Source organism: Enterobacter sp. E1, assembly GCF_016809815.1.
GTDB classification, from domain to species: domain Bacteria; phylum Pseudomonadota; class Gammaproteobacteria; order Enterobacterales; family Enterobacteriaceae; genus Enterobacter; species Enterobacter adelaidei.
On sequence record NZ_JAFBJM010000001.1, the window covers coordinates 635,885 to 659,202 of the forward strand.

22 protein-coding genes are annotated in these 23,318 nt (G+C 53.9%); 4 read left to right on the plus strand and 18 right to left on the minus strand.

Annotated features, from left to right (window positions below; translation table 11 throughout):
• Positions 1-7 precede the first annotated feature (7 nt).
• Complete coding sequence (locus JGF26_RS03160; protein WP_134707373.1) at positions 8-1,444, plus strand: SDR family oxidoreductase; 1,437 nt, start codon at positions 8-10, stop codon at positions 1,442-1,444.
• A 93-nt stretch (positions 1,445-1,537) separates the two neighbouring features.
• Positions 1,538-2,551, plus strand: a complete 1,014-nt coding sequence (locus tag JGF26_RS03165; RefSeq protein WP_028019276.1) for an NAD(P)-dependent oxidoreductase — start codon at positions 1,538-1,540, stop codon at positions 2,549-2,551.
• A gap of 90 nt (positions 2,552-2,641) precedes the next feature.
• On the opposite strand, the gene JGF26_RS03170 is transcribed toward JGF26_RS03165, so the two are convergent.
• From JGF26_RS03170 to gspC, 15 genes are all read right to left on the minus strand, one after another.
• Positions 2,642-4,462, minus strand: a complete 1,821-nt coding sequence (locus JGF26_RS03170; protein WP_128348068.1) for a chitinase — start codon at positions 4,460-4,462, stop codon at positions 2,642-2,644.
• Positions 4,463-4,593: 131 nt separating this feature from the next.
• A complete protein-coding gene (gene iagB, locus JGF26_RS03175) occupies positions 4,594-5,034 on the minus strand; it encodes a type III secretion system invasion protein IagB (RefSeq protein ID WP_134707372.1) in 441 nt (146 codons plus the stop codon).
• A 102-nt stretch (positions 5,035-5,136) separates the two neighbouring features.
• Positions 5,137-7,830: a glycosyl hydrolase family 18 protein gene (locus JGF26_RS03180; RefSeq protein WP_134707371.1), complete on the minus strand. Its 2,694-nt coding sequence runs from the start codon at positions 7,828-7,830 to the stop codon at positions 5,137-5,139.
• 255 nt (positions 7,831-8,085) lie between these two features.
• Positions 8,086-8,883, minus strand: a complete 798-nt coding sequence (locus tag JGF26_RS03185; RefSeq protein WP_134707370.1) for an A24 family peptidase — start codon at positions 8,881-8,883, stop codon at positions 8,086-8,088.
• Complete coding sequence (locus JGF26_RS03190; protein WP_134707369.1) at positions 8,880-9,365, minus strand: type II secretion system protein M; 486 nt, start codon at positions 9,363-9,365, stop codon at positions 8,880-8,882. Before JGF26_RS03190 ends, JGF26_RS03185 begins: the two co-directional genes overlap by 4 nt.
• Positions 9,362-10,495 (minus strand): type II secretion system protein GspL, encoded by a 1,134-nt coding sequence (gspL, locus tag JGF26_RS03195; RefSeq protein WP_134707368.1) that lies wholly within the window; start codon positions 10,493-10,495, stop codon positions 9,362-9,364. The genes JGF26_RS03190 and gspL overlap by 4 nt, the downstream gene beginning before the upstream one ends.
• A 15-nt stretch (positions 10,496-10,510) precedes the next feature.
• Positions 10,511-11,521, minus strand: coding sequence for a type II secretion system minor pseudopilin GspK (gene gspK, locus JGF26_RS03200; protein ID WP_049005443.1), 1,011 nt, complete (start codon positions 11,519-11,521; stop codon positions 10,511-10,513).
• A complete protein-coding gene (gene gspJ / locus JGF26_RS03205) occupies positions 11,518-12,123 on the minus strand; it encodes a type II secretion system minor pseudopilin GspJ (protein ID WP_134707367.1) in 606 nt (201 codons plus the stop codon). The genes gspK and gspJ overlap by 4 nt, the downstream gene beginning before the upstream one ends.
• Complete coding sequence (gene gspI, locus JGF26_RS03210; RefSeq protein WP_028019285.1) at positions 12,120-12,500, minus strand: type II secretion system minor pseudopilin GspI; 381 nt, start codon at positions 12,498-12,500, stop codon at positions 12,120-12,122. The genes gspJ and gspI overlap by 4 nt, the downstream gene beginning before the upstream one ends.
• Positions 12,493-12,978, minus strand: a complete 486-nt coding sequence (gspH, locus tag JGF26_RS03215; RefSeq protein WP_129325264.1) for a type II secretion system minor pseudopilin GspH — start codon at positions 12,976-12,978, stop codon at positions 12,493-12,495. The genes gspI and gspH overlap by 8 nt, the downstream gene beginning before the upstream one ends.
• Positions 12,978-13,427 carry a type II secretion system major pseudopilin GspG gene (gspG, locus tag JGF26_RS03220; RefSeq protein ID WP_134707366.1) on the minus strand — a complete coding sequence of 150 codons (450 nt, stop codon included), beginning with the start codon at positions 13,425-13,427 and terminating at the stop codon, positions 12,978-12,980. Before gspG ends, gspH begins: the two co-directional genes overlap by 1 nt.
• Positions 13,428-13,430: 3 nt before the next feature.
• Positions 13,431-14,639, minus strand: coding sequence for a type II secretion system inner membrane protein GspF (gene gspF, locus JGF26_RS03225; RefSeq protein WP_028019288.1), 1,209 nt, complete (start codon positions 14,637-14,639; stop codon positions 13,431-13,433).
• Positions 14,639-16,117, minus strand: coding sequence for a type II secretion system ATPase GspE (gene gspE / locus JGF26_RS03230; RefSeq protein WP_028019289.1), 1,479 nt, complete (start codon positions 16,115-16,117; stop codon positions 14,639-14,641). The genes gspF and gspE overlap by 1 nt, the downstream gene beginning before the upstream one ends.
• A gap of 12 nt (positions 16,118-16,129) precedes the next feature.
• On the minus strand, positions 16,130-18,019 hold the full coding sequence (gene gspD, locus JGF26_RS03235) for a type II secretion system secretin GspD (protein ID WP_108090370.1): 1,890 nt from the start codon (positions 18,017-18,019) through the stop codon (positions 16,130-16,132).
• Between the two features lie 13 nt (positions 18,020-18,032).
• Complete coding sequence (gene gspC / locus JGF26_RS03240) at positions 18,033-18,764, minus strand: type II secretion system protein GspC (RefSeq protein ID WP_028019291.1); 732 nt, start codon at positions 18,762-18,764, stop codon at positions 18,033-18,035.
• 298 nt (positions 18,765-19,062) lie between these two features.
• On the opposite strand from gspC, the gene JGF26_RS03245 reads away from it, so the two are divergent.
• The gene (locus tag JGF26_RS03245; RefSeq protein ID WP_134707365.1) at positions 19,063-20,610 is read left to right on the plus strand and encodes an ExeA family protein; all 1,548 of its coding nucleotides are present in this window, start codon (positions 19,063-19,065) and stop codon (positions 20,608-20,610) included.
• Positions 20,610-21,239, plus strand: coding sequence for a hypothetical protein (locus JGF26_RS03250; protein ID WP_049005437.1), 630 nt, complete (start codon positions 20,610-20,612; stop codon positions 21,237-21,239). The genes JGF26_RS03245 and JGF26_RS03250 overlap by 1 nt, the downstream gene beginning before the upstream one ends.
• On the opposite strand, the gene JGF26_RS03255 is transcribed toward JGF26_RS03250, so the two are convergent.
• The 3 genes from JGF26_RS03255 to JGF26_RS03265 all read right to left on the minus strand — a co-directional run bounded on the left by JGF26_RS03255 (position 21,240) and on the right by JGF26_RS03265 (position 23,281).
• Positions 21,240-21,863, minus strand: coding sequence for a helix-turn-helix domain-containing protein (locus JGF26_RS03255; protein WP_028019294.1), 624 nt, complete (start codon positions 21,861-21,863; stop codon positions 21,240-21,242).
• A 267-nt stretch (positions 21,864-22,130) separates the two neighbouring features.
• Positions 22,131-22,961: an N-acetylmuramoyl-L-alanine amidase gene (locus JGF26_RS03260; protein WP_134707364.1), complete on the minus strand. Its 831-nt coding sequence runs from the start codon at positions 22,959-22,961 to the stop codon at positions 22,131-22,133.
• On the minus strand, positions 22,958-23,281 hold the full coding sequence (locus JGF26_RS03265; RefSeq protein ID WP_023310944.1) for a heavy metal-binding domain-containing protein: 324 nt from the start codon (positions 23,279-23,281) through the stop codon (positions 22,958-22,960). Before JGF26_RS03265 ends, JGF26_RS03260 begins: the two co-directional genes overlap by 4 nt.
• Between the last annotated feature and the right edge of the window lie 37 nt (positions 23,282-23,318).

Sequence of the window (23,318 nt, forward strand, 5' to 3'; positions counted from 1 at the left end):
GCCTCACGTGCCGCAACGCATTCTGGTGCTCGGCGCCAGCGGGTATATCGGTCAGCATCTCACCACTGTATTAAGCCAGCAGGGGCATCAGGTGCTGGCCGCGGCACGCAACACCGAACGTCTGCAAAAACTCAGTTTGCCTCGCGTCACGTGCCATAATGTTGACCTCAACTGGCCGAAGGAACTTCCCGCGCTGCTGGAAGGGGTCGACACGCTTTACTACCTGGTGCACAGCATGGGTGAAGGCGGAGATTTTATCGCCCACGAGCGTCAGGTGGCGATGAACGTCCGCGATGCCCTGCTGCAAACGCCGGTGAAGCAGGTCATTTTTTTAAGCTCGCTCCAGGCGCCCGAACATGAGCAATCCGATCATCTGCGTGCCCGCCAGCTGACGGCGGAAACCCTGCGCGGCGCCACTATCCCTGTTACCGAACTGCGCGCCGGAATTATCGTCGGTGCGGGCTCCGCCGCCTTCGAAGTGATGCGCGATATGGTCTACAACCTGCCGGTACTCACGCCGCCGCGCTGGGTCCGTTCGCGCACCACGCCGATTGCGCTGGAAAATTTACTGCATTATCTGGTGGCGCTGCTGGACCACCCGGCGGAGCAACACCGCGTGCTGGAGGCGGCAGGCCCGGAAGTGCTGAGCTATCAGGAGCAGTTTGAACATTTCATGCGCGTCAGCGGTCGCCGCCGCTGGCTGATCCCCATCCCCTTTCCAACCCGCTGGATTTCGGTGTGGTTTTTGAATGTGATTACCTCTGTGCCGCCGACGACCGCCAAAGCGCTGATCCAGGGACTCAAACATGATTTACTGGCGGACGATCGCGAGCTGCGGGCACTCATTCCCCAGGACCTGATCCGCTTTGATGATGCCGTGCGCAATACGCTGAAAGAAGAAGAGCAACTGGTGAACTCCAGCGACTGGGGTTACGACGCCCAGGCGTTTGCCCGCTGGCGACCGGAGTATGGTTATTATCCCAAACAGGCCGGCTGCACGGTAAAAACGCAGGCAAGCCTGGCGGCGCTGTGGGACGTGGTGAACCAGATTGGCGGCAAAGAACGTTATTTCTTCGGCAATATTCTCTGGCAAACGCGTGGAGCAATGGATCTGCTGGTGGGACACAGGCTGGCAAAAGGCCGCCCTGCTCGTCCTTACCTTGAAGTGGGCGATGCGGTCGACAGCTGGAAGGTCATCATCGTCGAGCCGGAAAAGCAGCTGGCACTGCTGTTCGGTATGAAAGCTCCGGGGCTGGGTCGACTCTGCTTTACGCTGAAAGACAAAGGCGACCATCGCGAACTGGATGTCCGCGCCTGGTGGCATCCGCACGGGATGCCGGGTCTGTTCTACTGGTTGTTCATGATCCCCGCACATCTGTTTATCTTCCGGGGAATGGCGAAGCGGATTGCGCAACTGGCAGAACAAAAGACGGAAAAGTTCTAAATAAAACTCTCTTTCTTTCACCTTTCCCATTGCAACCCGCCGTAATTCACGAAAGAATGCGCACGAAATTCTTTTTCAACACAGTGGATTGATATGAAGGTACTGGTTACCGGGGCGACCAGCGGCTTAGGCCGAAATGCGGTCGAATTTCTGCGCAACAAAGGCATCAGCGTCAGGGCTACCGGTCGCAACGAAGCGATGGGAAAACTGCTGCAAAAAATGGGCGCAGAGTTTGTCCATGCTGACCTGACGGAGCTGGTCTCCTCTCAGGCGAAAGTGATGCTCGCCGGTATCGACACGCTGTGGCACTGCTCCAGTTTCACCTCTCCGTGGGGAACCCAGGAAGCCTTTGACCTCGCTAACGTGCGGGCAACCCGCCGTCTGGGCGAATGGGCCGTTGCCTGGGGCGTGCGTAACTTTATCCATATCTCCTCCCCATCGCTCTATTTCGATTATCACCACCATCGTGACGTGCAGGAAGATTTCCGCCCCGCACGTTTTGCCTGTGAGTTTGCCCGCAGCAAGGCGGCCAGCGAAGAGGTGATTGACCTGCTGGCGCAGTCAAACCCGCATACCCGTTTTACGGTACTGCGTCCGCAGAGCCTGTTCGGGCCGCACGACAAGGTGTTTATTCCGCGTCTGGCGCAGATGATGCACCACTACGGCAGCGTGCTGCTACCGCGCGGCGGCGATGCGCTGGTGGATATGACCTACTATGAAAATGCGGTTCACGCCATGTGGCTGGCAAGTCAGCCGGACTGCGATAAGCTGATTTCCGGCCGTGCCTACAACATCACCAACGGCGAGCCGTGTTCGTTACGCAGCATTGTGCAACGGCTGATTGATGAACTGCAGATCAACTGCCGTATCCGTTCCGTGCCCTACCCGATGCTGGACATGATCGCCCGCAGCATGGAGCGTTTTGGCAGTAAATCGGCCAAAGAGCCCGCGCTGACGCACTATGGGGTATCCAAGCTCAACTTTGATTTCACGCTGGATATTACCCGCGCAGAGAACGAGCTGGGGTATAAACCGATCGTGACGCTGGATGAAGGGATTGTGCGCACGGCGGCGTGGTTGCGGGACCACGGGAAGCTTCATCGCTAGCCTTTTTGCCCGGTGGCGGCTTCGCCTTACCGGGCCTACAACAGCACAGTGCGAACACGAAAACGGCAACCCTTCGGTTGCCGTTTGCTTTTACAGCGCCGTCCAGGCGTCAGACCATGCCAGACCTGCGCCGGGTTCATAGTACGCCGGAGCCGTGTTACACCAGCCGCTGTACGGGAACGGTTTGCACTGGAAGAGTTTACCGTGGTTGTTCACGATATCACCTGCTTTGTACTTACTGTTCGCACTCCACGCGGCGTAAGAGCCGGATGTCCCTTCGTCCTGAGAAGGAACCGCTTTCGCCTTCACGTTCAGCAGATAAGAGGTTGTGCTGCTCAGTTCACCGTCGCTAACCGTGAGGCTAATTTCAACCTGCTGCGCCGTCGCCGCTTCTGGGGCTCTGAAGGTCACAACCGCTTTATCCTGACCCGTCACAGTCTGACCATCCTGAGAGCGCCAGGTGTAAGTCAGTTTGTTACCATCAGCATCTGTCGAACCTTCGGCGCTCAGAGAAACCTGCGCACCTGCGTCAACCGCACCGATTGGGCCGGCAATATGCGCGACCGGTGCGTGATTGACAGCCGTCGGTTCTGCAGGCGTTTCATCCGGAACGGGCGCCGGAGCCGGGGTTTCCTCTTCCGATGGCGCTGGTGCTACCGGGGTTTCATCCGGCGTGGTTGTTGAGCCGTCATCGTTAACGATATTCACGTTAAAGAAGTGCTGTACGCATTTGCTGTAGTCGCCCTCTTTGAACGCGCTGTATGGCGTCTGGTAGCCCACCAGCTGGCAAGAGTACGTCTGACCGCTTGGTGTATCCGCGCTCCATCCCCAGTCCTGCTCCCAGTATATCTTCAGCGCGCCAGCACCTCCTTCATCGAACTGCTTCATGTTGGCGCAGCCCAGCACTTCATTCGCCGGAACCGGAACCTTCAGGTAGTTCGCGAACTCTTTGTAGTACTTGATACGGTTTTGCGACTGGGCAATTTCAGTCGGGCCGCCGCATTCTACGCCGCCGTTGATGATCTGGGTGGTCACGCCGAAGCCCGGTACCAGACCGTTGGCTTTATCGCGATCGTTCGGCTGCCATGTGCCGTCAATAACTTGCAGCATGCTGGGTTTTGGTGGCTGCGGATAGGCGAAGAAGAAGATCGCACTCGCCAGGTTCAGCCAGGTATCCGCCACCAGCTCGGGTTTATCGAGCAGCGTACGCACGTCACCGTACATCGCTTCAGAGAACGGGCCATAGTTGTAGTTGTAAGACAACTGTTTCGCGCCGCGACCGAAGTAGCTCAGGAAATCGCCGTCTTTATCTTTACCGCACGGCCAGGTCTGACCCTGCCAGACGTCCGGGTTACATTCGCCGTTATAGCCCCCCTTCTGGCCTTCGCTCCAGCCCATTTCACGTACGTGAACCAGCGCCTGACGCCATTCGGCTTCCGGACGCCAGCTTTCATGGCCGCCAGTCTCCTGAGCGAAGTGAGCAAACATGGTTGCCAGCTCTTTACGGCAGATGGCGTCGCTGTCACGACCATCCTTATAGGTCTTACACAGCGCCGGGAATTTACCGACCGCTTTCAGGAAGTTGCTATAGGTGTACGCCTGCGCACGCAGCGGGAAGAGATATTCCCAGTCGCTGGCCTTAACAATGCCTTCAACGCGCTTCACGTTTTCCGGGTTCGCTGCACGGCCTGGCTCAATCAGTTCAACCTGCGCATTATCCAGCGTCTGAATGGTCTCTTTCACTGAGGCCATCAGCGGGAAACTGGTCAGCTCTTTTTCTTTCTTCGCCAGATCGCTGGCTTTCATGGTGTATGGCTCACTGGTGGTCGCTTGCAGCGAGGCAGCCTGTGCCATAAAGGGAGCTACGCATGCTCCGGCAACGAGCACACTTAGTAACGTCCTTTTGTTCATTTCCGATTCCTGTTAATTGAAGTTAAAATTAAAATCCCGGTTTATGTATTAATCCATTAATACATAAACCACAGACAGCTGTTTTTTCTTTTCGAAGAACACCCTGAGGAATTCTTCAAAAATAAAAAACATTAATATTGTGCAGCTAATTTTAATTGCTGATATTTTTTCCAGACTTTATGGGCATAGACCATACGCTGCGGATAATTCTCTTTTTTTAAACCTGCGTTATACGCGCCGACAGCCTCCCAGTTATAGCCATAGACCTTAATCATTCCGGACAGAATGGAAGCGCCGACCATGATGGAGGTACAGGGCTCGGTCATCAGTCTGCGTTCATCAATACCTCTGGTCTCCAGTTCCGTAAAATGTGAGCTGTTAATTTGCATCAACCCAACATCACGCGTGCCATCATGATTTTGTCCCACCGCATACGGATTCATACCGGATTCGACATTGGCTATGGCATACAATAAATACGGGTCGACATGATAATAACGTGCCGCGTTATCCCAACAGTTTGCCAGTGCGCTTTGGCTTATTATTAATAACAACAAAAGGATCTTTTTCATTTTTACCTGCTGACAGTTTCGGTTATTTCTCCCTACCAACATCCTGTAAAATGAATTTTTCATCACTCCCCCTTCGTGAGGGGGAGTGATTATCGGGTTAGATTATTTGCAATCTGTTGATGCGCCTTCTTTCACCCATACGTCGCTATTAGCCGGGTTATCGCCACGGGTCCACCATTTGGCACGGTAAACGTTACCCTGGTAAGTGGTGGTTTCACCGCCGTTGTAGACCAGGTCAGAACGCCAGTTCATCTTCACATTGCTCACCAGTTCCCAGGCATCCACACCGAAGCCAGGTTTGTTACCTTGCGTCCAGTATTTCGCTTTCCACACCAGGTGGTCGGCACTCACGGTGTCGCCATTGTTGTAGATTTTGCTGGCATCCCATGCAGCATATTTGCTGGCGTTAGCATCGACTGGCGCGTCGCAGCTACCGGTTGCCGTGCCTTCATCCGAAGGAGGTGTCACTTCATCAGACGGAGGGGTCACTTCATCAGCAGGCGGGGTGACGTCAGCAGGTTTAGGATTCACCGTGACCTGCACGTTAGACTGCACGCTGGTTTTACCATCGCTTACGACGACACTCAGGGTGTAAGTCGAGGCGGAGGTCACATCTGGCGCAGTGATATTCACGTTCGCCGTATCAGTCCCGGTCGCGTGCATATCCGCCGGAACGCTCCAGGCGTAGGTCAGTGCATCACCGTCTGGATCCGCAGCCTGCGCGTGCAGCGCATAGGTTTCACCTGCCTGCAGCGTCACTGCTTCCATTGGGTTCACAACCGGTGCCTGGTTCGCTTTTGGTGCTTTGTTTACAACCTGCACATCAATCGCGTTGCTCAGTCCTTTCGCGTCAGTCACGGTCAGGCGGAATGCCATCGTCTGATCGCTGGTCACCGCAGCCACGTTGAAGGTGGCTTTCGCTTTGGTGCTGTTGGTGAGCGTCACCGATGGGCCAGAAATCTGGGTCCACTTATAGGTGATTGCATCGCCATCCGGATCGCTGGAAGCAGACCCGTCGAGCGTTACGGTCGCCGGGCCAGAGACGTAAAGATCGGTCGAGGAAGCAATCGGCGCATGGTTGGTGACAACAGGTTCAACCGGGGTTGAACTACCGCCCAGCAGGCTTTCATTCATGGCGTTCAGAATGTCGCCGTTATCTGAGTCAATGGACCAGGAGAACAGACCGCCCAGCTGATTCGCCATAACATACTTGCCTTTTGCGGCAGCAGAACGCGCATCTTCATAAGTGATCAGGTCGCCAGTGGATTTATTGAAGACGTACGGTGCTTCCGCGTCTGCGTCGTAACCGTATTCCCAACCCGGCTTGCCTTTGTACTCATTCACAATCTGACGGTAGTCAACCACGCCCGGTTCCCAGGTCCCTTTCACCTTGCCGGTGGCGGTGCCAGTGAACGGATTGTTGCCGGTGTAACCATGAACCCCCGTCCAGCCGCGGCCGTACATGGCGGTTCCCACCACAATCTTGCCAGGCTGTACGCCCTGCTGCAGCAGCGCGTTAACGCCGTTTTCGGTGGTGTAGTTTGTGTCCGGACGCCATGCAGGTGCTTTCAGCGCAGCCTGGTGACCCAACTCTGTATTGCTCCAGCCGCCGTAGAAGTCATAGCTCACCAGGAAGATGTGATCGAGATACTGCTGTGTGGTGGTGTAATCCACGTCTTCGATCTTATCTTTGCCGGAACCGATCGCGGTGGTCAGTTCATAAGTACGGCCAGTTTCGCTGGAGAGTTCGTTCAGCATCGTGCGCAAATCATGCATCAGCGCGGTATACGTCGCTTTATCCTGCTGCGGATTACCCAGTGCCGTGTTCTCACCGCCGCCGCCCGGGAATTCCCAGTCGATATCCACACCGTCAAAGAATTTCCAGGTTTGCAGGAACTCTTTCACCGATGCCACGAAGCGGGAGCGAATAGCAGGGTTGTTCATCTGGAAGAACGGATCGGAGAGGGTCCAGCCACCGATAGATGGCAGTACTTTCAGCCCTGGATGTGCTTTTTTCAGCGCCATCAACTGACCAAAGTTACCTTTGTAGGGGTCATCCCAGCCAGAAACGCCGGCCTGTGGTTTTTGCAGCGCCGCCCACGGATCGTGAATGGCAACGGTATAATCCGGACGACCGTTACAGGCACGTTGCAACGCCTGGAAGCTGTTACCCCCTTCGATGGTTTTCAGGCTGTCGTTGATGCCGTCACCGCCACAGATTGGAATGAAGCCATACAGAATATGGTTCAGGTTAGCCGCCGGGATTTTATCGACCTGGAAGTTACGGTCATAGACGCCCCATTCCGGGAAGTAAGCCCCAACCACTTTGTCAGTATGCTGAGCAAAGGTCTTGTTGTTTTCCTTCATGGTAGTATTGAGAGGAAGCAAGTGGCTACCGTCGGTATCCGCGACAATAATCAGCTTGCTGGCGCTTTTGCTACAACCGCTGGTGTTACAGAGCTCTACCTGCTCCTGGTAACGTCCGCCTTTTTTCACCTTGAAGGTGGCAGAGCCTGATGCGCTGCCCGCACCGGTCCAGACGGTTTGGCCGTCCAGCAGCACCTTCGCGGACGTCGGTGCATCACCGCTCCAGACGTTCCACTCCACTTTTACATCCACGCCGTCTTTATGTACTTTGACAAGGCTGTTGTAATCCTGTGCTGCCTGATCGACTTCAACAAGGGCAAATTTGTCATTACCGTAGCCGATCGTCGGTGTACCCGGTGCTGCAGCAAATGCGGAACTGGTTGCCGCCGCAATAAAGAGCGCCAGATATTTAGGCTTCATAAATTTCATTTTTATTTCCTGATAAATTTATTCGTAACGTTAATCATCCATGTCTTCCTTGAGAACATGGAGCTTTTTGCGTAATGCGTATTTAACCAATCTGAAAACCGAGAAAAAAAACGTTTTTGCTGCGTTGTATTCCTCCATAAAAAGATACAAGCCCCAATTCCGTGTAGCTTATATCCCTTACGATACACTGGGCGCAAAGAGACGTCCTTCTCTTCCACCGTCAAAAAAATTTATAAAAAAACTTGACCTGAATATTTAAAAAATGAAAGCAAACTGCTGACTAATAAACACCACTATTCCAGCAAATGAGAGATACGGCCCGAAAGAAATCGTGAGGTTATTTTTATTTAAATTAAATAACGTGAAATAGCCGACAATACCGCTCAACGCTGCTACTAATTCAAGTACAGGCAACGACTGCCAGCCGCACCAGGCCCCTAAGGCCGCCAGCAGCTTAAAATCGCCGTACCCCAGACCTTCCCGCCCGGTTGTCAGGCGAAACGCCCAATAAAGTAACCAGAGCGACAGGTAACCCGCCACGGCACCGAACAGCGCATCCCGTAAGGGCAACCGGTGGTCAAAAGCATGGAGCAGCAATCCCGTCCAGAGCAGCGGCTGGGTCAGGCAATCCGGCAGCAGTTGATAGCGCCAGTCGATCATGGTCAGCGGCAATAAAAAAGCGGCCAGCAGCCAAAGGGAAAACAATGCCTGTACGTACGGCATACACCAGGCTGTAATACCAAAAAAAAGTGCAGATAAAAGTTCGATTAAAAATATCCGCAATGGGATGGCGGTGTGGCAGCTTCGACAGCGTCCGCGTAAAACAAGCCAGCTGACCAGCGGGATATTCTCCCAGGCGGCAAGCGTGTGCTGGCATACCGGGCAGTGCGAGGCTGGGAACAGCAAATTGCCACTGCCTTCCTCTTCCATCACCATGCCAGGTACGCGCTCGGCGACGACGCCAAGAAAACTCCCCACAATGCTGCCCAATATCGCACTCATTGCCGGGAACCCCACAGGCCAGGTATCCCGCATCAGCGCGAAAGTATTCATGCGGTTTTGCTCCAGGTGAGCTGTATTTCTGCTTTCACATCGCTGAGGTGATCGACCGGTGTGAGGTTCATTTTTTGCAGTCTGACACCGGATGTCTGGTTAATTTCCCGCAGCCAGCTTTTTAATTCGTAGACGTTAACGCGACTAACCACGAACGATAATGTTTGTCCATCCTGACGCACATCGGTCAGAGAGAGATTAATTTCATGTGCGCTATTTTCCACCACCGTGCGCGGATTGTTTGTTTTAACAACCTGAACCGGAAGGTGGTTTTTATTTATTTCGCTGCGCATCCAGTTCAGCGTCTCTTTTTGTCTGGTGAGCGTGGCTTTACTATTTTGAATCATATTATCCAGAGGAATAACACCTGCATAATATATAGCGCCCCCCAATACGGTAATAGCACATATTTTCAGGATGGTTTTTTCTCTGGCGCTGTAATGCTGGTAACGAGACTTGAGCTGTGCGATTCGCGCTTTCATTTATATTTCCCGGCGATCATAGCGGTATAAGGAGCAGACGTAGAAACAGGCTGCAGGGTGAAATCAAAATTTTCACCCGCCTGATTCACAAACGTCTGCAATGCAGTTTGGCTTTGCGAACTGACGCTCAGCGTCAGCGAGTTTTGCCGGGCATCGTATTCGAGCAGAGAGATCTCCATTCCCGGTACGGCCTGTCTGGCTTTTTCCAGTTCGTCCAGTTGCAGAAATACGCCTTTACTCTGTTTTTTCATGTTTTGACCAAAGTGATATTTGATATTGGTCTGCTGACGCATACTGGGGAAATGATGCTGATAAACCTGAAGGATCTCCTGCTGAACCTGATTTTCCTGTTGCACCAGCATCCATGCCATGGCGATCCGCGGGCCCAGTAACAGGCCAAGAGAGAGCAGGCCCGCTGCGGCCATCGCCGTTTTGATGCTCTTCGCGGCTTTACCCGTGCTCGCTTTCGCGCTGAACTGACCATGCAGGAGCGTGACGCGGCAGGTTTGCCACTGCGGCTGGATCAACATCAGTGGATGCTGCCAGGGTTGCACGGTATCGACGTCAACATCGGCAGGCGTTTCCCCGTAACAGCACACCTCCCCCTCTCCCGCTTTCTGCAGTAAAAGGGGCAACAGGCCCGGCGCTATTTCGCAGGCGGCATGCGGCGATGAACGCAGCCAGTAACCATTGTCCATGGCGACAAGCGTGCTTCCGCCTGCCGTTGCGGGCAGCAGCCAGGCATCCGGCAGCGCCTGTATGACCTTCAAACCGGCTTCCTGGCAGCGGGTTAACCACCCGCGCAGACAATCGGCGTCGATGGCTACGGCGTCAACCTCGGCACCCTTTTTGTTAAGCACCGTCCAGTGAAGGTTGTCCACATCACCCATCAGCGTCTCTTCCGCCATCCACGAGAACGCCGTCGCCTGCGAGGCGACTTTCTTCGGCAGCGTAAAATGGCGGAAGATCATGTTGCTCGCGGGCAGCAGCAGACAAACACGGGCTGCCAGAGGATGCTCCACCAGTGCGTCCAGGCTATCCACTACCTCAACCTGTTCGCTGCCGGAGAGACACCACATTATTTTCCCGTCCTCGCGGCTGTCGGGACGAACAAAAAGTACCTGTTTCATAGCGTTCAACTTTTCTTATTCAATCATTCGGTAACGACGTTGCCACGTCACGATCTCGCCAGCCTCACTGTTGACCTGAAGCTGGCTCACCACGCGAAGCGTTAATTCATCGGTATTGCCGGTATAATTGACGCGGAAATACCGGCTATTGGTTGAGAAGAACTCAGCCACCTGCGGGAGATCGTCCTTTAGCTGTGGGAAGGCCCGTTCCAGCGCTTTGCTGAACGCTTCCATATTTTCCCAGCCAGTTTCAGGGCGCGATTCAATCAGGCGCAGGGCGTCATCTTCGGTCATTTTTCCGGGGAACATTGCGGCCAGTAAGGACGCATGCGCCGGTTTCAGCGTGTTCACATCCACCTTGCTGGCGGAGTCCGGTAATGCGCATAACAGCTTGTTCACCTTCGGGTATGCCGTTGCCGGAAATGCCGGCAGCAGCGTAATCTCCGCAATCGTGCGCATCATCTGGTTCGCCGGTTGTCGGGCGGGCACCACGCCAGCCCAGGCATCGGTCTCGGTACCCTCTTTGGCCGTCGTCGTATCGCCATCGAGATAGTCCACCAGCTGTTGATACACCTCTTCTGCCGTGTTGTGACTCAGGCCACTCTCTGTCAGAAGCTGTTCAACAATCTGCTCTTTACGCGATTTTTCCGGCGTGACAGGCACATTTTGCCCTTGCGCAATTTTCTCAGCGGCCAGCAGGTTATTAACGTTAAAACAGTCCTGCGCGTCTTCTATCTGGCTGACGACCGTATAGTCTTCCCCGCGTGTTTCCAGCGGTTGATGCCAGTCGCCCTCAAGCGTGAGGGCTTTACTCTCGCCGCTGGCGTCGGCTTGCAGTCGGTCTTTCACCACCTTCTCCTGCGCCTGCATCGCCCAGCGCAGCTGCTGCTGGCTCACCTGGTAATGCGTTTTTTGCAGGTTGCGGCAAAATTGCTGGCTGATTTTAGCGGCCAGCGCCGACATCATGACCAGCAGGATCAACACCACCAGCAGGGCCACCCCTTTCTGTTTGCGTAATACACTCATGATGTTGCTTCCGGTGCCGCTGGCGACACAGGCGACGCAGCTTCCGGCAGATCGCCCGGGGTCGTAAACACCCAGCGCCAGGTATCACCGTTTTCCATGGTCAGCGTCAGTTCTACGCCGTCCGGCAGATGCGCCGGGTCGCTCCAGCTTTTCAGCCAGCCCTGATGGTAAAAACGCCACTGCAGGGATTTCACCTCGCTGACAATCGGCACCTCGTCGGGTTTGGCGTCCGCCGGGCCGTCAATCACCGGCCAGACGTCGCGATACAGGCGCCCCTCTTCCAGCCGCCAGCGCACGCGCTCCAGTTGTACCGTTCCGCTCACGCCGTTCAGGGTGGTCAGTTCAAGCACATCACCAACCTGACGAAACCGATCCGGCTCGTTACGCGGGGCGCGCGCCTGAAGCTGGTAGAAATCACGCACCATCAGGTTCCAGGCCCGCTGAAGCTGATTGAGCTTCGCCGCGCTGGCATCGGTGGCCGAGCTGGTACGCATCGCGCCGTCCAGAATTTGCCAGGCCAGGGTGCTGATCACCGCAAAGATGGTCAGCGCAATCATGATCTCCAGCAGGGTAAATCCGCGCTGGCGTCGGGTTTTCTTCACTTGCTCTCTCCCGGCCCAATGATTTGCAGTGAGATTACCGGCTGGCTGTCGTCGCCTTCCGCATACACGCGGATGGCGTTAGCCCAGCTGTTGTCGGCGGTTTTGACCCGCTGCTTGCGCCAGTTCCAGCTGCGTCCGCCCATGATTTCCGTTCCCTGCTGCTCAGCATCCGGGAAGTCGGTTTTCGCGAGCTGCGCTTCCGCCAGCTGGTTCTCGGCAACCCAGCTCGCCTGCAATGTGTCGGCCAGACCATGGGTGAAACGCACGTTCAGGGAGACCGAGTTCATCAGCGCCAGTGCGGCAGTCGAGAAGATGACCAGCGCGACCATCACCTCCAGCAGCGTCATGCCCTTTTGCTTAGCGTTGCCTTTAGTCATCGTTTTCTACCGATACCGGGGCCGCACCTTGCGACACCACGCGAAAATGGTGCTGTTTGTCGTCGCTTTGCAGCGTCAGCGTGAAGCGGCTGATTTCACCATCCGGCAAAAAGAGCACCTGCGGCTCGGAGGCGACCGTGGCGGCAAGGCGCTGCGGCGAGAGCGAAACGTGCATCTCCTCAGGGAAATCGCCTTTGGTGGTAATACGACCTGCGGATAACGGTACCCAGTGCCGCTCGCCGTTTTTATCGTCGAGCGTCACCAGCTGATAGTTATCCGTGGTTAGCACCAGCCCGACGATATTTCCGTCCATCACCGCACGGTCTGAACCATAATCAACGAGGGCTTTTAATTGCTGGCCAAATATATCCGCACCGCTGCGTGAAGGTATTGTTGACACCACCATCATGGCGCAACTGGCAAATATCACCAGCGCCAGAATAATTTCCAGCAACGTAAAGCCGCGTTGATTTTTCATTATTTCTCTTTCTTATCCAGAGACCAGTTCGTAATATCATCGGCGGTATTGGCTTCACCGTCAGGCCCTGCCGAGAAGACATCGACCGCACCGTGTTCGCCCGGGCTCACCAGAATATACTCTCCGCCCCATGGGTCCTGCGGCAGGCGACGAATATAGCCGTCAGCACGGTAGCCGTTCGGGATGGGTGCGATTTCAGGTTTAGTCACCAGCGCCTGCAAACCCTGTTCCGTTGTCGGATAACGGTGGTTATCCAGCTTATACATATCCAGGGAGCCTTCGAGCGCGACAATATCGCTGGTCGCTTTTTGGGTATCGGCCTTTTCTTTATTTCCCATTAAGTTTGGCACCACCATACTCGCTAACACACCGAGAATAACAATAACCACCATTAATTCGAGCAAAGTAAACCCCGCCTGGCGTGCCAGGTGTTTTCTTTTCTTAGCCATGTTTTAACCTACCATATTATTAAGTTGCAGAAGCGGTTGTAATATTGACAGCACGATGAATAAAACAATCGTTGCCATGGATACCACCAGTGCCGGTTCAAATACCGACAGCGTTAACGTAATTCGATGCTGTAATGCTGATTCCTGGTTTTCCGCCGCGCGATCCATTAAATTGCCTAATTCGCCGCTCTCTTCGCCGGAGGCAATCATATACAGCATGGTCGGCGGGAATAATTTCGCCTGTTCCAGCGCGGCATACAGCGACGCCCCCTGGCGCACGGTATCTGCTGCCTGCTCCAGCACCTGCCGGGCATAGAGGTTTTCAATGCCGTCCATCGCGATATACATCCCTTCCAGTAACGGCACGCTGCTGGCCTGAAGAATACTTAAGGTACGGATATAACGGGCGCTGTTAATGGCGCACACCAGCTTTTTAACTGGCGATCCGTTGACCAGCCAGTGGTTCCATTTGAAACGGTTTTTGGTATGTCTGAGCCAGGCCTTAAAGCTGACGAATCCACCGCCCAGCACGCCGACAATGTAGATGCCGTAGGCCTGCAGGAAATCACTCACCGCAATCAGCGTCCGGGTGGTGATCGGCAGTTGCTGCTTCATGTGGGTGAACTGTTCAATCACCTGCGGCACCACCGCCACCAGCAGAATGCTGATGACCGCGATGGCCACCACCGTCAGGGTGATGGGGTAGACCATCGCCTGCGTCAGCTTGCTTTTCATCTTCTGACGCTGCTCGTTGTACTCGGCCAGCTTCTCCAGCACATCGCCCAGGTGGCCGGTCTTTTCACCAGCCATCACCAGCGTGCAGTAGAGTTTGTCGAAGGTGCGCGGAAACTGGCTGAAGGCGTCAAAGAGCGTGTGTCCCTCCACTACCTTCTCGCGGATCTCCACCACCATCGCCGCCAGCTTTTTGTCTTCCGTCTGCTTCGAGATTGCTTTCAGCGCGCTCTCCAGCGGCAGCGCGGCGTTGACCAGCGTGGAGAGCTGGCGGGTAAACATCGACAGCACCGGGGTGGAGAGCTTTGTCCCCGTTTTCGTTTTTCCGGCTGACGCTGCTTCACGGGTCTCGGTAATGCTGACGGGCATCAGCTTTTGCTCGCGCAACATCTGGCGAACCTGCTTCTGCCCTTCGGCCTGCAACGCGCCACGCACGGTTTTGCCCGCGACATCCGTTGCCGTCCAGGCGTAGAAGGCCATTACGCATCCCCTCCACGCTCGGCGGTCACCCGCATCACCTCTTCGAGAGACGTTACGCCGCCGATCACTTTCAACAGTCCGTTTTCACGCAGGCTGTAGGCCTGCTTAAAGAGCTGTGTCTCGATGGACATTTCGTCTTTATCTTCATGAATGGCGCGGCGCATAGTGCTGTCCACCACCAGGAATTCATGAATACCGGCCCGGCCCTGATAGCCGCTCTGGCGGCAGTGCTCGCACCCTACCGCGCGATAGATCGTTTTGGGTGGCGTCTCCATAAAACTGAACAACGCCTTTTCATTGTCATCCAGCGGACTGGTGGTTCGGCAGTGAGAACACAACCGACGCACCAGACGCTGGGCAATGACACCGAGTAACGATGAACCGATTAAAAAGGACTCCAGCCCCATATCCCGCAGACGGGTAATCGCCCCTGCGGCACTGTTGGTGTGCAGCGTAGACATGACCAGGTGACCGGTCAGCGATGCCTGCACCGCAATTTGCGCGGTCTCACCATCACGAATTTCCCCAATCATCACCACGTCCGGGTCCTGACGCAGAATTGCGCGCAGTCCGCGGGCAAAGGTCATGTCCACGCGCGGGTTAACCTGCGTCTGCCCCACCCCTTCCAGCTCGTATTCAATCGGATCTTCAACGGTCAGAATATTGCGTTCATGGCCGTTCAGCGCCGACAGAATGGCGTACAGGGTGGTACTTTTACCGGAACCCGTTGGCCCGGTGACCAGGATAATGCCGTGCGGACGGTCAATCAGCCCTTTTAACTTCTCCAGCTCTTCATCAATCAGCCCCAGCTTGTTGATGTCGGGCTTGAGATTGCTTTTATCGAGCAGACGCATTACCACGCGCTCGCCATACTGAGATGGAATGGTCGACACACGCACGTCAATCGCCTTACGACCAATGCGCAGGGAGATACGGCCATCCTGCGGCAGGCGCTTCTCGGCGATGTCGAGTTTTGACATGACTTTAATACGCGACACCAGCAGCGGCGCGAGTTTACGCGCGGGTTGCAACACCGGGCGCAGTACGCCGTCGACGCGGAAGCGAATACTCAGCGTGCGCTCAAAAGTTTCGATATGAATATCTGACGCACCGTCCTTGACCGCCTCGCCGAGAATGGCGTTGATCAGGCGGATCACCGGGGAGTTTTCGTCGTTATCGAGCAGATCTTCGTTATCCGGGATCTCCTCGGTTAACGCCATCAGATCGATATCCGCATCCATATCGTCCACCAGTTGCTGAGACACGCCGCTGCTCTGCTGCCAGATTTTAGCCAGCATCTCATCGAAGGCGTCAGACGTCAGGGTTACCGGAACGAACGCGCGCCCCAGCACCCGGTGTACCTCCAGCAGGGCAAAAGCCGGGGTGTCATCACGGATATAGACATCATTGTTGTAAAATAAAACGCCATTATCTTTCGCGTAGCTGCTGCTACACAGAGTTTTACCCAGCTCGTCCACGTTATGCCTCCCTTACTCTTTAAACGGGTTGCGGGAGGCAGAGGGCAATGCAGGCAACACCGCATTATCGGTTGGCTCAACGATACCGAGCTTTTTCTCTTCCACGCGCTGCTGCTGACGAGCGCGGATTTGGTCATATTTCTCTTTCGACGCCGCACTGTAGTTATCGTCGTCACGCAGGACGGTGGTATGGATGAATACCATCAGGTTGCGTTTGGACGTATCCTGCGAGGTGTAGCGGAACAGCTGACCGACCAGCGGGATATCGCCGAGCAGCGGCACTTTGGAAACCGACTGTTTGGTGACGTTTTCCATCAGTCCGCCAAGCACCACCGTCTGCCCACTGTGCACCATCACTTCGTTGTTGATGGTACGGGTGTTGAAGGTTGGGCCGAGGCTGGCGTCTTCCGTTGCACTGTTGTCGACACTTGACACTTCCTGCTCGATCTTCAGATGGATCATGTCCCCGTCGTTGATTTGCGGCACAATCTTCAGCTTGGTACCGACCGTCTTACGCTCAACAGAGTTAAAGACGTTGTCACCACTGGTGGTCTGCGAACCGGAAAGCACCGGCACATCCTGACCCACGTTGAACGACGCTTCTTTGTTATCCAGCGTGACCACGCTTGGGGTCGAAAGAATGTCATTTTTGCCATCGGTTGAGAGCGCGGTCATCAGGGCCCCGAAATCACCGTTAAAGAATCCTGTCGCCAGGCCAGTGAAACTCGCCCCTTTCATCACGCCATTTTTCACCTGGCTGATGGGCAGCCCGGTGGAGCCGAACTGCACACCACCGTGCTTACTGGTCCACTGCACGCCGAGGTCCAGTCCGTTACCGTCCTGCACCTCAGCAATGATCGCTTCTACCAGTACCTGCGGACGGCGGATGTCGAGCTTGTCGATCACCTTCTCCAGAGAGTTCATCACGTTAGGCTGCGCGGTGATCACCAGCGAGTTGGTTGCCTCATCAGCGGTAATATTCAGATCGCTTGTCGCAGTAGCGGTTTTCGCCTTAGGCGTGCCCGCTTTATCTTTCAGCTGTTCGCCAATACCGGTAAGCACCGGAACCACTTTCGTGGCACTGGCATACTTGAGATAGAAGACTCGGGTGTTACCCTCGTTGTTCTGCTCGCGATCCAGTTGATGAATGAGGGAACGGGTACGCATCCGCGCATCTTCCGAACCGCTGATCACCAGACTATTCGTTTCGTCATCCGCCACCACTTTGGTAGCCAGTTGCGGCGCGTTTTGCCCTTTCTGCTCTTCGTTGTTGAGGTTGTTCAACATGTCTGAGAGCTCCTTCGCGGACGCAAAGCGCAGCGGCACAATCTCACGACGCTGAACCCCGTCTTTATCCACGCGCTGAACCAGATCCACCAGGCGGTTCACCACAGAGGCTTTACCGGTTAACAGCAGCACGTTGGAGGGCTCGAAATGGACCACGTTCCCGATGCCGGTGGCATCGTTGAGCTGACGCAGCAGCGGAGCCAGTTCACGTACTGGCACATTTTCCATGCGCACCACGCGAGTGATGATCTCATCACCCTTGCCCGGATTTTTGCTGTCTGCCAGCGGTGCACCGGCGGTGCGGGCTACGCTTGAACGCACCACTTTGACCATGCCGTTGTCCATCGGGATCACCGACAGCCCGTACAAATCCAGCACGCTCAGAAAGAACTGGTAATACTCATCTTCCGTCAGCACGTTGTAGGTTCTGACCGACACCGTGCCCTGAACGGACGGGTCGACGAGAATGGTTTTATTAAGATTGCGGCCAACCGTATCAATAAACTCGCGGATATCGGTATTTTTAAAGCTCGCGCTAAAGTTGGCTGCAAGCAGCGAACTCGAATATAACGACAATGCGGTCAGCGCCACGCACGCCCAGGGAAATTTCTTCATGTCTGTACACTTGTTAATTGTTTAGAACATTAACCCGAATATTTTCAAGGTGAGCGTGACGTCTGACGACGACCTCCGCTTCTTTCATTTTCGACCAACTGGCAATAATACTTTTTGCCTTTGCTTGATCGGTCATATCGACTGAGTTCACTTCTACTGCCACATCCCCTTTTTTCAACCCTGAATGGCTGTAGAAGGTGGAAGCATCCTTTGGATTAATGTTATAGCCTTCCAGTTGCCCCTTTTCGATTATTGGTTTTAACACCAGATAATCATCCAGATGCACATTGTCCGCACCTGCATCTTTCGTCGAATGGGTTACCGGGCCGTTGTCAACGCCGCCCTTAAAATAATCAGGTTTATTTAAAGCCAGTACCTGCGTAGCACCTTCGTAATTAACCACCACATTATCTTTGTTAATTTCCTGAATATAGGCATCGTTAAATCCGGCCAGTGGCTCACCTTCGCGGTAACTCTTTTGACCACCGGGTGTTTTGATGACGGCGAAGGAAAGCCAGGTATCATCACTGCGTACGATGCCTTCAATTTCCGCAGCCAGAGGGGCTTTGACTGCCGCAGGTAAGTTATCCTGACGTACAGCAGCGGCGAAAAGTGTGAATGTCTTTTCTTCACGAGGATTTTTCGCTGGCTGCACATCAGAATTAACCAACTTATTCGTCACTTTTTTATAATCTTTAAACGTCCGATACCCTTGCTGGCCGCAAAAAATTAACAGCACAAACATAATGCAAGGCGTTATCCACCGAGACAGATATGAGAACCTCATTTTTCATCTGGCCTTTAGCAAAGCGAAAATAAGCAGCATCACACTGCACTAATATGTGTGGAAAGCGTAATACCTCGCGATAAATACGACCACTGGCTTTGCCGCTAACTTTCATGAAAAAACATATTGACCGTATAAAATTCAGATGTTAGGTATCGACAGCAGGATATTTTTACCCTGTGTATAAATTGCCCCCTCGGTGGCGTTGCTTTACTTTCTCGTCCTGTTGCTATTCAATCAGAGACGGTAAGTCGTTATGTATCAGAGCCACTTTAATTTTAAAAATCCGCCCTTTCGGAAGATCACTCGTTTATCCGGGGATTTTCTGGTGCCTTATCATCAGGACGTTTTCAACCTGCTGAAAGAGAAAACCCAGCTGGCGGGAATTACGGGGCTCTTTTCTGACGATCTCCCGCTGCTGGGCCAGTTCAGCGATGCCCTGAAATCTGCTAACCCTAATGTTCTTGCCATCAACGCGTTCCCAAAACTGAGTGCCAGTAGCCTGCTGTATAAGCTCAACCCGGGAACGAAAGAGAACAAGAACCGGATTCAGGCGGTAGATGCGGTGTTGCACCAGTGGCAAGGCGGTAAAACCAGGTCGAAAGTGCTGGTGATCGCCCACACCGAAGCCATGAAAGACACCTGCCGGGAGGTGCTGGCTCTGTTGCTCACGCGCGCCCAGGAGATGGAGTTTGCTCTTTCCATCGTGCTGATGGGCACAACAGCTCAGGAAGCTGTCCTGATGCAGCAATCTGTGTTGCGGGAATATACGCATACCCATCACACGTTGCGCTCACTCACCTGCCGGGAATATCTCAACTACGTGCAGGCGCAGTGTGACGAACAGGGATGCGAGAACTCACCGTTAACCCCGGCCCGCGTGCGTAAAATGCATGCCCTGACCAAAGGGAATATCAGCAAGCTGAATGAACTGGCGCACCTCGCGATGCTTGCCGCCTGGACCGAGCGTGCAAGCCAGGTCAGCCCACGTCATTTACGCCTGGCCGCGGGAGAAGTCCTGCCCGGGAAAAATTACGGTAAGCGCCTGGCTACCGTGGGATTATTCGCGTCTGTGCTATTCGCTGCCTGCGGCTGGTATTTCAGCTCAGCGATGACGGCACGCCTTCCGATTCAGCTGCCGGTTCCTGTAAGCTGGCGGCATCAGACGCCAAAAGTTCAGGCGCCTGTTGTGCCGGTTATCGATAACGAAATGATCACCCCGTCAGATGCCATGCATCAGCTCTACCTGATGTGGGGTTATGACGCCTCGGCGGACGATGCTCTGTGTCAAAACGCCGCGAAGGTGAACCTGATGTGTAAACAGGGAAATGCCTCACTGGAGGCGCTGGCACAGGAGGGCTATCCGTGGATCAGTGAACTGAAAACGGGTAACCACCTCAATTATGCCGTGGTCGCCCGCGTCGGAGAGACCTCAATCGACCTGCTGATGAACAACCGCACCTGGCAGGTGAGCCGCAACTGGTTTAAGCAACACGCGACCGGAAACTACACCCAACTGCACAGCCTGACGCCAGAAGGTAAAGACGCGATCGGCGCCGCCAGCGACAGTAAAGATATGACCTGGCTTGACCAGCAGTTGAGCCAGGCCCTTGCCCAACCGGAAACCCACTCTCAAACCTGGACGACGGAAATGATGAAACGCACCCGCGAGTTCCAGCAAAAAATGCATCTGCATGTGGATGGTATTCCCGGGGAAGAGACGTTGATGCAGTTGATGCGCGTAACCAATACCACGCCGAGCGTATTGATTCAGACCACTCAAACGCAGGAGGGGCGTTCCTGATGTCTACCATCTGTCTTGCGGCTCAGCGCAGCTACACAACCGGGGAGGCGGTGTGGTTTTCGTATCGTTTCCCCCACCTGAGAACAATATTCACCAACACCGTCGTATGGATGGTGAGTCTGTGTGCCATGCTGATGGCGGGACTGTACACGCATACCTACTGGAACCTACGTCATCCCGCACCGGAACTGGCAAAAAAAGTCAGCGTAGTAAAACCCGAGACGCAGATTTCAGATATGCACTATGTGTATGTGAGTAAGCCGTTCCCGCATCCGGAGCCGAAACCTGCGCCAGTACACCATGATATTCCTGCCATGCAGGATCTTCCCATTAACAGCGATGATGCCGACTGGCAGCAGGCACCTCAGGGTACGGAACCGCACGATACGTCGCGGGATACGTTACCCGGAACTGAAGCTCACGATGTTTCGCCCGCCAGCACAGACACAAATAATTCATCGTTAACCGAGTTGTTTAAGCAGGCGTTAAAAGAACAAGAACAGGATTACTCGCACGGAAAAATTCCCGCGCCGCCAGTTGACGAAACGCAGGAGAATTCACAGTCTGGTGTATTACATAAAGCAGATACCCGATCGCCTTTGAGTCAGAAAGGCGATCGGCTGGAATAATTAATATTTCTCAGGCAACGTTGCCATATTAAGGAGACGCCCCTTTTCCACGACAATATACTGACCTTTTTTCAGGTCGGAGAGAATTTTAATGATGGTACTACGCGCCAGATTGGTGTACTCCTGAATATAATCATAAACATTAATATCACGTTGATGATGAATAATCAGTTCATTAATTTCGTACAGGAATTCGCGTACGACTGAATAGGCACTGCGGGCAACCAACACATCGTCTCGTTTGCTCAGCATACAAATGTACCAGGAGAGGACTTTAGTCAGTTCCGGCCATAAGTTGTTTTCAGTCATTAGCTGGGCGAAAACCTCTTTTTTAATTGAGCGCACCACGGTATTGGCACGAACGAGGCCATACATGTGCGTTGCGTTGTAGTACATGGCAGAGAGACCAAAAATGCACTGGCCCGTCACAGTGAACATACACAGCTCGTCGGATTCACGGCGGAACTCAACTTCGCCGCTGACGATAATATGAATATACTGTGAATCAGAGGTCGATATTTTTTGCCATTTCTTTAAGGTTCTTTCTTCAAAACCTGACGTTGCAGAGATAATGGTTTCCATTTCATGCTGCGGACGTAATTTTTTCGCATAGATGCTTAACATTATTATACCCGATTTAAGATGTGAAATTTAAAAAGCAAGACTAAGGTATAAAACCTTAACCTTTTAATATTTTCCTGATGATATTCTCAAGGAGAAAATAAAGGACGAGTACGTTATATTTATTTGCTGCATTACTTAGCAAGCTATGTGTCTATCTTAAATCCGGATAATTTTAAGTCAATTAACTAAAAATGAATTAAGTTTGTACTTAAGATTAATCTCAAGCAATTCAGCATAAACAGGCGCATTCGGGGGCAATCCGAAGGATTACCCCTGCCCGTATTTCTCTAGAAGTGCTTCTGCAATGGCCATCGTTTCGATATCCGCGACTCCGTTCCACAGATCGGGCCGGAAATGCATCTGGAAGACCATGATGATGCGTTTTTGCTGCGCCGGCGTACTGTCTGCCGGTACTTCATAGCCATAACGCGCAAGGAGATCGAGTAACGCGGGAGTATCCACCTGTTGATAGCGCGGACGCCCGTTCATATAGAACGCAACACGTGAGGGATCGGGCCATGCGCCGATGCCTTGCTGAGCCAGTTGCCGCCACGGAAACAACGGACCGGGGTCATCTTTACGCTGCGGCGCGATATCCGAATGGGCCACGACATTTTCAGGCCTGATGTTGTAGCGGGCAATAATGTCTTTGGCGAGCGGCACCAGCGCCGCGATCTGCGCAGGTTCAAAAGGAGTAAAGTGCTTAACGCCAGACGTCTTTTGCCAGCCACGGTTTTCCAGCTCAATGCCGACAGATGTATCATTGATACGGTTAGTACCCCGCCAGAAGCTAATGCCTGCATGCCAGGCCAGCTCGCTCTCGGGCACCAGTTGCCAGATGCGCGGTTTTCCTTTCGGTGCCGGTGGCTTTGCAGGGATCAAATAGTGAGAGCTGACGTTTTTATCCGTTAGCGTGGCGAGCGAGCTGTCAAAATCATCCGCGGTGTAGTGGATCACCAGCACCTTGATGCGCGGGTAAGCCGCCTGCGCCTGATGCCGGGTATCCAGCTCGTAGGCACCTTTATCAATAATCCCTTTTTCAGCGGAGCACCCTGCCAGCAACAGCGCCAGCAGGAGCGCCGTAAGCGAACGCGTCATCGAAGAGTTTTCACCGCCGTACCGCTTACGCTCACCATCAGCATGCTGGCATCTTTCCCGACCGTTTCGTAGTCGATATCAATCCCCACGACCGCATCCGCGCCGAGGGCTTCCGCCTGCTCGCCGAGCTCTTTAAAGGCGATCTCGCGCGCTTTGCGCAGCTCTTTTTCGTATGCGCCAGAGCGTCCACCTACGATATCGCGGATGCCGGCAAAAAAGTCACGGAAGATGTTGGCACCGAGAATCGCTTCACCGGTGACCACACCGCAGTACTCGGTAATGGTCTGCCCTTCCAGGGTTGGCGTTGTTGAAAACTGCATATTTTATCTCCTTCTTTAGCGTTCAATGCCTTAGGCA

Coding starts and splice junctions, on each gene's coding strand:
- JGF26_RS03165 (WP_028019276.1), top strand. CDS start 1,538: ATGAAGGTACTGGTTACCGGGGCGACCAGCGGCTTAGGCCGAAATGCG.
- JGF26_RS03170 (WP_128348068.1), bottom strand. CDS start 4,462: ATGAACAAAAGGACGTTACTAAGTGTGCTCGTTGCCGGAGCATGCGTA.
- iagB (WP_134707372.1), bottom strand. CDS start 5,034: ATGAAAAAGATCCTTTTGTTGTTATTAATAATAAGCCAAAGCGCACTG.
- JGF26_RS03180 (WP_134707371.1), bottom strand. CDS start 7,830: ATGAAATTTATGAAGCCTAAATATCTGGCGCTCTTTATTGCGGCGGCA.
- JGF26_RS03185 (WP_134707370.1), bottom strand. CDS start 8,883: ATGAATACTTTCGCGCTGATGCGGGATACCTGGCCTGTGGGGTTCCCG.
- JGF26_RS03190 (WP_134707369.1), bottom strand. CDS start 9,365: ATGAAAGCGCGAATCGCACAGCTCAAGTCTCGTTACCAGCATTACAGC.
- gspL (WP_134707368.1), bottom strand. CDS start 10,495: ATGAAACAGGTACTTTTTGTTCGTCCCGACAGCCGCGAGGACGGGAAA.
- gspK (WP_049005443.1), bottom strand. CDS start 11,521: ATGAGTGTATTACGCAAACAGAAAGGGGTGGCCCTGCTGGTGGTGTTG.
- gspI (WP_028019285.1), bottom strand. CDS start 12,500: ATGACTAAAGGCAACGCTAAGCAAAAGGGCATGACGCTGCTGGAGGTG.
- gspH (WP_129325264.1), bottom strand. CDS start 12,978: ATGAAAAATCAACGCGGCTTTACGTTGCTGGAAATTATTCTGGCGCTG.
- gspG (WP_134707366.1), bottom strand. CDS start 13,427: ATGGCTAAGAAAAGAAAACACCTGGCACGCCAGGCGGGGTTTACTTTG.
- gspF (WP_028019288.1), bottom strand. CDS start 14,639: ATGGCCTTCTACGCCTGGACGGCAACGGATGTCGCGGGCAAAACCGTG.
- gspD (WP_108090370.1), bottom strand. CDS start 18,019: ATGAAGAAATTTCCCTGGGCGTGCGTGGCGCTGACCGCATTGTCGTTA.
- gspC (WP_028019291.1), bottom strand. CDS start 18,764: ATGTTTGTGCTGTTAATTTTTTGCGGCCAGCAAGGGTATCGGACGTTT.
- JGF26_RS03245 (WP_134707365.1), top strand. CDS start 19,063: ATGTATCAGAGCCACTTTAATTTTAAAAATCCGCCCTTTCGGAAGATC.
- JGF26_RS03250 (WP_049005437.1), top strand. CDS start 20,610: ATGTCTACCATCTGTCTTGCGGCTCAGCGCAGCTACACAACCGGGGAG.
- JGF26_RS03255 (WP_028019294.1), bottom strand. CDS start 21,863: ATGTTAAGCATCTATGCGAAAAAATTACGTCCGCAGCATGAAATGGAA.
- JGF26_RS03260 (WP_134707364.1), bottom strand. CDS start 22,961: ATGACGCGTTCGCTTACGGCGCTCCTGCTGGCGCTGTTGCTGGCAGGG.
- JGF26_RS03265 (WP_023310944.1), bottom strand. CDS start 23,281: ATGCAGTTTTCAACAACGCCAACCCTGGAAGGGCAGACCATTACCGAG.